At 48.7% G+C, this 9380-nt stretch carries 12 protein-coding genes and 2 tRNA genes; 8 read left to right on the top strand and 6 right to left on the bottom strand.

The window, feature by feature from the left end; all coding sequences use genetic code 11:
- The 4 genes from KKE17_00295 to rdgC form a co-directional block, all read right to left on the bottom strand.
- A partial coding sequence (locus KKE17_00295) for a hypothetical protein (protein ID MBU1708421.1) occupies positions 1-461 on the bottom strand: 461 nt, incomplete at its 3' end.
- A 119-nt stretch (positions 462-580) separates the two neighbouring features.
- Entirely contained in the window at positions 581-2014 is a 1434-nt protein-coding gene (gene gatB / locus KKE17_00290; protein MBU1708420.1) for an Asp-tRNA(Asn)/Glu-tRNA(Gln) amidotransferase subunit GatB, read from the bottom strand.
- Between the two features lie 84 nt (positions 2015-2098).
- Entirely contained in the window at positions 2099-2638 is a 540-nt protein-coding gene (locus KKE17_00285) for a hypothetical protein (GenBank protein MBU1708419.1), read from the bottom strand.
- 18 nt (positions 2639-2656) lie between these two features.
- A complete protein-coding gene (rdgC, locus tag KKE17_00280) occupies positions 2657-3262 on the bottom strand; it encodes a recombination-associated protein RdgC (GenBank protein MBU1708418.1) in 606 nt (201 codons plus the stop codon).
- A 686-nt stretch (positions 3263-3948) separates the two neighbouring features.
- On the opposite strand from rdgC, the gene KKE17_00275 reads away from it, so the two are divergent.
- The 4 genes from KKE17_00275 (at position 3949) to KKE17_00260 (ending at position 5374) form a co-directional block, all read left to right on the top strand.
- A tRNA-Lys gene (locus KKE17_00275) sits at positions 3949-4024 on the top strand.
- A gap of 16 nt (positions 4025-4040) precedes the next feature.
- Positions 4041-4118: transfer RNA gene (locus KKE17_00270), tRNA-Glu, on the top strand.
- Positions 4119-4418: 300 nt separating this feature from the next.
- Positions 4419-4586 carry a PEP-CTERM sorting domain-containing protein gene (locus KKE17_00265; protein ID MBU1708417.1) on the top strand — a complete coding sequence of 56 codons (168 nt, stop codon included), beginning with the start codon at positions 4419-4421 and terminating at the stop codon, positions 4584-4586.
- A gap of 131 nt (positions 4587-4717) precedes the next feature.
- Positions 4718-5374 carry an HAD family hydrolase gene (locus tag KKE17_00260; GenBank protein MBU1708416.1) on the top strand — a complete coding sequence of 219 codons (657 nt, stop codon included), beginning with the start codon at positions 4718-4720 and terminating at the stop codon, positions 5372-5374.
- Between the two features lie 11 nt (positions 5375-5385).
- Here the strand turns inward: KKE17_00260 and KKE17_00255 are convergent, their stop codons facing one another.
- Entirely contained in the window at positions 5386-6132 is a 747-nt protein-coding gene (locus tag KKE17_00255; protein MBU1708415.1) for a hypothetical protein, read from the bottom strand.
- Positions 6133-6155: 23 nt separating this feature from the next.
- Complete coding sequence (locus tag KKE17_00250) at positions 6156-6455, bottom strand: hypothetical protein (GenBank protein ID MBU1708414.1); 300 nt, start codon at positions 6453-6455, stop codon at positions 6156-6158.
- 138 nt (positions 6456-6593) lie between these two features.
- Here KKE17_00250 and KKE17_00245 point away from each other — a divergent pair, with 138 nt between their 5' ends.
- From KKE17_00245 to KKE17_00230, 4 genes are all read left to right on the top strand, one after another.
- Positions 6594-7187 carry a 3D domain-containing protein gene (locus KKE17_00245; protein ID MBU1708413.1) on the top strand — a complete coding sequence of 198 codons (594 nt, stop codon included), beginning with the start codon at positions 6594-6596 and terminating at the stop codon, positions 7185-7187.
- Positions 7188-7380: 193 nt separating this feature from the next.
- The gene (locus KKE17_00240; GenBank protein MBU1708412.1) at positions 7381-7695 is read left to right on the top strand and encodes a pyrimidine/purine nucleoside phosphorylase; all 315 of its coding nucleotides are present in this window, start codon (positions 7381-7383) and stop codon (positions 7693-7695) included.
- Positions 7696-7720: 25 nt separating this feature from the next.
- Complete coding sequence (locus KKE17_00235) at positions 7721-8176, top strand: CGGC domain-containing protein (GenBank protein MBU1708411.1); 456 nt, start codon at positions 7721-7723, stop codon at positions 8174-8176.
- 3 nt (positions 8177-8179) lie between these two features.
- Positions 8180-8962 (top strand): PhzF family phenazine biosynthesis protein, encoded by a 783-nt coding sequence (locus KKE17_00230; GenBank protein ID MBU1708410.1) that lies wholly within the window; start codon positions 8180-8182, stop codon positions 8960-8962.
- Positions 8963-9380 lie beyond the last annotated feature (418 nt).

Genomic DNA, 9380 nt, shown 5'->3' with positions numbered 1-9380 from the left:
TGGGTGATGGTCCCCTGGGCCACGGTTTCCGTGGCGATGATTCCATGCCCGGCATCAAGAAAAATCACCTTGAAAACCTCATGCTCAAGATCGCGCATGGAATGGATAAGATAATCGGCAACTTCACCGGAGGATCGGATGTACTCTTTCTTTGCCAGGCGTTTTTCCAGATAACGCCTGGCTACACCTTGGACCAGATGGATTGCAAAACCGTTGCTTGCTCCGACCCCCTTAACACTCTGAAGTTCCTCCTCGGAGGCCTCCAGGGCGCCGGCAAGGGAGCCGAACCGGGCAATGACCGCCCGGGCGATTTCCTTGCAATCCCGACGCGGGGTGCCCAGGGTCAGAATGAGCTCCAGGACTTCAGCATCACTGAATGCATCAATCCCCAGTTCGAGATATTTTTCCCGAAGCCGTTGCCGATGGCCCGCGCCTTTAGTCTGCCATTCCTGTTGATTCATGCTTTACATCTTGGCTAGAAAGAGTCTGTGAAAGAATGCTGAATCGCTTTCACGAAAAATCCAAGAACCCGCGAAGGGAAAAAAATCCATACCCATATAAAGCGGTTATAATTTCCCCGCTACCTGCTCAATTCCCTGCCGAACAACTCATTGGCAATCTGGGGATTAGCCTTACCCTGGGTCATTTTCATCAATTGCCCCACGAAAAATCCCATGAGCTTGGTCTTGCCGGCCTTATACTCCGCAACCTGGCCGGGATTTTCGGCGACAATCTCCTGGACCATTTTCAAGAGATCACCGGTATCGCTCATCTGCACAAGGTTCTTTTCCCGGACCACTGCTTCAGGATCCTTGCCCGAGGCCATCATCTCCTCAAAGACGGTTTTGGCGATCTTGCCGCTGATCGTCCCCTGATCAATCATCACCAGGAGGACCGCAAGATTTTCTGCCGAAACCGGGCAACTGCCCAGATCAATTGCATCCTCGCCCTTGAGCTGGCGCATGAGCTCGGTGCCGATCCAGTTGCTCAATTTTTTAGCGTTGGGATATTTTGCATACGCCGTCTCAAAATATTCGGCAAGCTCCCTTGATGAGGTGAGAATATCCGCATCATACAGGGAAAGATCGAACTGGCTGATAAACCGCGCCTTCCGATGGTCCGGAAGCTCGGGCAAGGTCTCTTTGATTGCCGCAATCCAGGGATCATCGATTACCACCGGGATCAGATCCGGATCAGGGAAATACCGATAATCATGGGCCTCTTCCTTGCTGCGCATGGAATTGGTGATATTGCGATCCGCATCCCAGAGCAATGTCTGCTGGATAATCTCGCCGCCGTCGAGCAATACGTCGCGCTGCCGCCGCTCCTCGTATTCAAGGGCGCGCTGCACATTGCGGAAAGAATTCATGTTTTTGAGCTCCGTGCGGGTCCCAAGGCGGTCCTCACCCTTTGGCCGCAGGGAAATATTGGCGTCACAGCGGAAACTTCCTTCCTGCATATTGCCGTCACAGATATCAAGATACCGCAGAATGGAGTGAAGCTTTTTGAGATAGGCCGCCGCCTCTTCCGGCGAACGGATATCCGGTTCGCTGACAATTTCGATAAGCGGCACCCCGGTACGGTTCAGATCCACATAACTGCGGGGTTCTTTCTCATCATGGATGAGCTTGCCGGCATCTTCCTCCATGTGGATACGGGTGATGCCGATACGTCGAGTCTTTTCCCCGACTTCGATCTCAATACTGCCGTGTTCGGCAATGGGCAGATCAAACTGGGATATCTGGTAGCCTTTTGGCAGATCCGGATAAAAATAATTCTTGCGGGCAAACTGGTTGACTTTACGGATGGTGCAATTGGTGGCCAGGGCCATTTTCATGGCATAATCAACCACGGTTTTATTCAGGACCGGCAGCACCCCGGGCATACCGAGGCAGACGGGGCATGTATTGGTATTGGGCGGCGCACCGAAGGAAGTGGTGCAGCCGCAGAAAATCTTACTGTTGGTCTTCATCTGGGCATGCACTTCAAGCCCGATTACCGTCTCAAACTCCATGTTCTACATCCCTGAAAAATAAAAATGAAATTATTGCCTCACGCGATATTTCTACTGGTACTAAACCTTCGGGCAGGACGCAACTCAGCGCGGTCCTTTATGAATCCAGGCCCGCACTTTCCCAAGCTCTTCATCCCATGCCGAACTTATCCGGATCAGTAAAAACATCCTGAAAAGCTGATCAACGGTCTTCACTGCCATTTCCAGCATACCGACCCGGTCAAGGATTCTTCCCTCAACTGCTTCTGTGCTGTCGCCCTCTTCATTGCCGGTCATGGTTTTAGGAGGTTTGACGCTTCGAAATTGCAGCGTACTGGCCTTAATCGTCAAGCCCCATTCAAACATATCTCGGGTAATCAAAAGCCGCGCCTGTTCCAGCTTCTTCCCCATGGTAAGCCCGGTGCGGGCCTCCTGAAGCTCAGACTGCAACCCATTGCAGGAGAGTTTCTCGTGGGATTCGCCTTCTCCTGATTCAAGGAGCATATGCTTTTCAAAAACCACCTGGATATCGCCTTCACCAGGCAGATTGATCGTCCCGCCCCGTTCTTCGCTTTTATACCAGAGCCAGGTGAGAAACTCCTGGCCGATAAACCTCTTTTCAGTAATTAAATCGACTAAATCCATATCGTTATCACAATTATATTATATAAATATATCTGGGGTTATATCGTCGAGCCATACCAATTGTTCCCCGGTTAACATATGCCCGGCGACCATATACGGTATCTGCTGGACCAGTTGCAGGCCGAAGGAATCCTTGAAATATCCCTCTAAAAGCTCCTGGGCTTTACCGCTGGTTGAAAAAAACAACAGGGTATTGTCGGAAAGATTCCAGCTGAGATCATATACCGCCGGCACCGGCAGCGCCTTCTTGGTTAAGGCGATTTTGATGCTTTCCTTGATCTCGACGCGATGGGCGCGGCTCAATTTAGGAATCTGCTTCTCCTTTTTGATCCGCTCCTCCTCTTTCATGCAGAATTTTTTTAATACCTGGGAAGCAACTTTGCGCTCATCAATGCGCAGGGAAAGAACCACATAATCGCCCGCAGTGTAGGATGCATAGGCAAACTCATTGTCAAACATATTAAAAACCGAAACCCAGCCCACCGACTGCTCGTCATAGGAATCGTCAATATCCCGAAAAGAGTATTCCTTGATGCGCTCGGCGATAAAATCCCAGAAATTCCCCGGGAGATCACCTTCAACGCTGTATCGTACAAATGTTGCCGAAGAGGATAACATGCCCATTTTTCTAATACCCTTTAAACTTGCCGCACAAAACCACCGGCGGATTCATTAATAAGAATAAACCATATACCACAAGGAAAATTGATGGGCTCGTAAAAAGTCACTGTAGCCAAAGGTCCACCTCATAAAATCAACATGCGACAACGCAGTAACTCGATGAAATCAATCTTTTGCCGATTTCATCATATCACTATGGTCTCTTATAAAATCACTGCAGCAAAAGGTCCACCACAAAGAAGCAACATTGCACAATGGAATAACTCGATGAAATCAGTCTTCTGCGATTTCATCATATCACTATGGTCTCTTATATGATCGCTGTAGCAAAAGGGTCCACCACAAAGAAGCAACATTGCACAATGGAATAACTCGATGAAATCAGTCTTCTGCGATTTCATCATATCACTATGGTCTCTTATAAAATCACTGCAGCAAAAGGTCCACCACAAAGAAGCAACATTGCACAATGGAATAACTCGATGAAATCAGTCTTCTGCGATTTCATCAAAAATTAAAAAGCAGCACTGCACGCCGCTCATTTTGTTCGGACCGGCAGAGACTTTAATTTCATCCCAAAGGCCTCAGTTTGCCCTATATTGGTGGCCTCCCCGCCTTTTTTCCCGTAAAGGGCAATCAAATGCTTGACATGGGTGGCCGACTATTGTAAATAACGCCATTCTACTTGGGGGTCGTTAACTCAGTTGGTAGAGTATCTGCCTTTTAAGCAGAGAGTCGCGCGTTCAAGTCGCGCACGACCCACCATATAAATAAAGACTATGTCCCCATCGTCTAGTCAGGTCCAGGACACCGGCCTTTCACGCCGGCAACACCGGTTCAAATCCGGTTGGGGACGCCATCACATAGGGGAATCAGGTTCCTGCTGGTTCCCCATTTTTTTCTCCCCCACTGCCACCTCTTTTGTTGAAAACAAAAAACATCGTTAAATTCCGGAAAAACCGATCAACAATTCCGGTAATACGAACCAGGGCTTTCCGCCATCCCGGAACGCCTCCCTGTTGAACCAAGGTAACCGCTTGCAATAACAAGGATTTTCCATTTAATAGCTATCTTGGCACAAAAGATGCTTAATGATAATGCACGTTCAAAAAAATATTAGTGTTTCTTTAAAACACATTTCATTTCAGGAGAAAACCCAATGCGTAAAAATGGCTTAATATTTGTAAGCACCTTTCTGCTTCTTTTAACAGCTACAGCGGCAATTGCAGGTCCTGTTCCGGTTACAGTCCCGGAACCTTCCTCCATGCTTCTTTTCGGCACCGGTCTTGTCGGGCTTGCAGGCATTGCACGAAAAAAGAAAAAATAACCTCCCGGATCTAAACATTTCATTTCACAGGCAGTGTCTTTCCGAGACGCTGCCTTTTTTATTGCCCTCCCATAATAAGTGCCCTATATTCTTTTTTTTAATCAGCATCCGCATTTCAAAAAAGGTTATCAATGAAATCCTTTAAAGCTGCGCTATTTGACCTGGACGGCACCCTGCTCGACACCCTGGCTGACCTTGGAAACTCAACAAATAATGCCCTTGAAAACCTGGGCTATCCAATCCACCATCTTGACGCTTACAGATATTTTGTCGGCGATGGAGCGCTTACCCTGATTTCCCGGGCGCTGCCTGAGGCGAGCCGGTCTGAAGAATCAATAAAGACATGCCTTGAGGAATTTATCAAGGTCTACCGACGAAACTGGGATAATCTGACAAAACCCTATTCCGGAATCATGGAAATGCTTGCGGGCCTTGCCGCAAAGGGAATAAAACTTGCGGTACTCTCAAACAAGCCGGATGATTTCACCCGGCTCTGCGTGGCGAAATATTTTGCGGATTCCACATTCGATCTCGTTTACGGGCAGCGGCCAGGAGTTCCTAAAAAACCGGACCCTGCCGGCGCCCTTGCCATTGCCGAGACTCTTGGAATCGATCCCGGGGAATTCCTCTATCTCGGCGATACCGGCATTGACATGAAAACCGCCAATGCCGCCGGCATGATGGCGGTAGGCGCATTATGGGGATTCCGACCCAGGGCCGAACTGGAGGGCAACGGCGCCAAAAAACTTGTGGGCACTCCAGAAGAATTTCTCCATCTGCTTTCTTAACAAGAATCCTCTTAAACCCGCGAATACTTCTCCCTGGCAAACCCCAACGCCTGGTCAATCAACGCCTCGGCCTGTACGGAAAGATCCGAAAACAGCAGGGTAATACGCATTCCACCGGCCTCACCCTCAGCGGTCCAGTTGCTGATGTTCAACCTGGAAAGCCTGCAGGTTAGCCGCTTGATTTCAAAACTGAACTCGGATTCCGATATGGTAATCGTCGCCTCCATCTCCTTGAACATCTGCGGCAGATTATCACTGAATGCCACTTCACAGAGCACTCCGCCCTTACTTATATTGATCAGTTTTGCCATGACATCCCCCTGGCCGCCATGGAGAATCACGCCTGCATCAGGGATGTAAAAACGCTCATTGATCCGCCAGTTCCTGGGGTTACAGGCCTTGTTTACCAATTCCTTGAGAGCGTTGGACAGAAACGGAATCTGCAGAAAATAATCCATCCCGGCCCGGGTCAGGCATTGCACCGTTTCCGGGGAATCCGGGCTGATTATGCCGATCAGCGCCACCGTGCGGTTGACGCTCCGGGCGCGAAAATTGTCTAAAAATGCGGGATTTGATGATACGGAGTCCGCATCAACCAGCGCCAGATCAAAATGCTGATTTTCTATTTTTTCAAAGGCCTTGTCATCGGTTGACGCCTCAACAACCACCGCGTCACTGAATTCGGATAAAACATAATGCTTCACCATATTCCTGAAAATCCGAACATGGTGCGCAACCAGTATTCTTCTAAGACGCATCAGACACTCCTGTAACCACTTTTTTACATCTGCTCATCTTCTTTCAGGGCCGCAGCGATATCGCGCTCAACCACCGGATAGCTCACGCAATGCCATTTTTTCCCGAAATGCCGGGACAAAATATTAAGCGCCGTGGGATCATCCGTCTCAATGATAAAAACAATCTGCAATGGTGATTTGCCCACCACCTCATAGCGCCTGATCATCTTGCACCGCTTACTGAGCTCCTCATCTTTACCCTGGTCGCACCATTTTTCACGTTCAACATTTATTTCCTGTGCTGAAACATCGGCCTTGGCGTCAAAAAATACAATGTATTGCATGGTCTTTCCCTTAAGGGTTTTGATTATTTGGGCTTCAACATCTTTGGAAGCAACTCTATCTCAAGATCCGGATCCAGGTAAAGGATTAAATCATCCGATTACTTGACTCCCTTGACTCCGAAGCTATAATACATGATTATGTCTTCTCAAAATTCACTGGCGCTGCCATCTCGCACTTATCCGCCGACTTTATTCAATTCCTTTTTGGACTACGCCTCTTTACTGATTATTCTGGCGATTCTGCTTCTGCAATCAGGCTGTGCAGTGCCTGTTTCAAAACGTATCGAAACCACGGCATATTGCGGCTGCGGTTCCTGCTGCGACTGGGAAAGGGGCAGCTGGAAATACCTCAAGCTTGATTTCTGGAACGAGTATGTCAGCAAAGGAAGAAGCAAAGGGAAGCCCTATACCGGAAAAACCTCGAGCGGGACCTCACCGCGGGAACCGAATCCCGGCCTTTTTTCCATGGACAGTCTGCAGCGGCCCTGGATGATTCCGGTGCGCATCATCTTCCCCTGGCTCATCCTGCCCTATGACGGCACCATTGCCGCTGACACCAATTATTATCCGTTCGGCACCAGAATGCATGTGCCCCGTTACGGCTGGGGTACGGTTGAAGACCGCGGCGGCGCAATCAAGGGACCGACACGCATTGACCTCTACTTTGATTCCCACGGCAGAGCCCTGCAATGGGGCAGGAAAACCGTTCCGGTACGAATCTATAAAAAATAACCAACAATTGACAGACTCTTAAAAAGTCTGACGTACCTTTTAAGATGGCTAAGTAAAAATTTCGGTATACAAGGAGTGGTGTTGCGAAAGCGGAGGCATATATATATTATGGTGAGCATTTCGCAACCCGCTACGACACAGTAGATCGAACTTTTTACGACGCCATCAACCATTACCGACTCAGGAGATCAATATGTCCGAATTTAACAATGTAAGCGTTATCAAAAAGGCAAACATTTACTTCGATGGCAAGGTAACCAGCCGCTCGATACTCTTTGCCGACGGCTCAAAAAAGACCCTGGGAATCATGCTTCCGGGTGAGTATGAATTCAGCACTGCCGATAAAGAAGTAATGGATATCCTCAGCGGCGACCTTGACGTACTGCTTCCCGGCAGTGATCAGTGGAAAACAATACACGGCGGCCAGGCCTTTGAAGTGCCGGCCCAGGCGAAATTCTCCCTGAAGATCAAAACACTTACCGATTACTGCTGTTCATTTATCAAGTAAAAACGTTGACTGTAAGGACGCAATCATGGCACGCATCGGCATTATCACCTGCTCGAACTGCACCCAGGACACAAACTGCGCCTCCGTGGTCTGCCTTGGAGACATGAGGAAAAAACGCGGTTTCTTCGAACGCTACAACCAGGAAACAACCCTGGACCTCATCGGCATTATCAGTTGTGCGGGCTGCCCGACCCTTGCTGCTCCGGGAAAAATCCTCAAACGGGTAAAAGCCCTTGCAGAATATCACATCGATGCCCTGCATTTTTCCTACTGCATGACTGCCCTCTGCCCTTTTCTGAAAAAATACGAGAAGATCATTCAAGGCAATTACCCTGATTTATTGATCGTCCACGGGACTCACACCCCAAGGGACAACCAGCTGTTTCAGGCCGAAGTGAAAGAGATCCTCTGCCCGGCGGCAAACGCGCCCCAGGATATGAATGACGTTATAAAAGGAACCCTTAAAGCCAGGAAAAAGTAAGTCATGGAAATACCCGTTTTCCAGATAGACACGTTTACCGGTGATATATTCAAAGGCAATCCTGCTGCGGTGTGCATTCTGGAAAATTGGCTCACCGATACAACCCTGCAGAATATCGCTGCGGAGAATAATCTCTCGGAAACCGCTTTTGTGGTTCACCGCAATGGGAGCTATGAAATCCGCTGGTTTACGCCGACAGTGGAAATCGATCTCTGCGGCCACGCCACCCTTGCCGCGGGTTATGTGTTTTTTACCTTTATAAGCCCCGGGTTGCACCGGATAGACTTTCACTCTTCGAAAAGCGGCCCCCTGGCAGTGCTTAACGAAAATGAGCTCTTTAGACTTGATTTCCCGGCGCACCCCCCGACTCCCTGCCCGACGCCGGAATTGTTGATTCGGGCCCTACACAAAGAACCGCTGGCGGTCCATAAATCCGAAGACTATCTGGCGGTTTTTGAAAATGAAGCGGTAATCACGGGCATCTCTCCTGATTTCGGGCTGCTCGCGCAATTGGATCACAGGGGTGTGATTATTACCGCCAAGGGCAATGATGTTGATTTTGTCTCGCGTTTTTTCGCGCCGAAATGCGGCATCAATGAAGATCCGGTCACCGGTTCAGCACATTGCGCGCTCATTCCCTTCTGGAAATCAAAACTGCATAAAACAACCTTCCGCGCCAGGCAGGTTTCGGGGAGGGGCGGCGAACTTTTCTGCGAAGATGCCGGCAAGCGGGTGTTCATCGCGGGAAAGGCTGTCTGCTACCTCAAAGGAAGCATCTTTATATGATTTTTATCAAAATCCAAACGTCAATCACACCTTCTATTTTCCAGTAACTCCTTGAAATATCAGCAATAAAACACCTTCACTGCTCGTTCGGCCCATAAAACCGGAAAAAAATAAACCGCTACGCCAATATTTTGTTAAAAATTTCTTTTATCTTTCCTGCAAAAATGCTATCAAAAAAAATTCTTTCGGAATTTTATCTTCGGTTTTTATGCCATACCTGTTCCCTGGTTTATTATACAAATAATTTTATCCGTACTATCAGCCTGTTAAGGAGTAACACCAATGAAAACCAAGACTCTCACTGTTTACATTGCTGGGTTAATCGGCTTAGCACTCCTCTGCCAACCGGCGGGAAGTGTCGCTCAAACTTTCGACGGCACAGCCGCCCAGAAGCACGCCATTGAAATCCTGCGTTCCA

Source organism: Pseudomonadota bacterium (assembly GCA_018823135.1).
Taxonomy (GTDB): domain Bacteria; phylum Desulfobacterota; class Desulfobulbia; order Desulfobulbales; family CALZHT01; genus JAHJJF01.
This window is presented reverse-complemented; position numbering and strand designations above follow the sequence as displayed.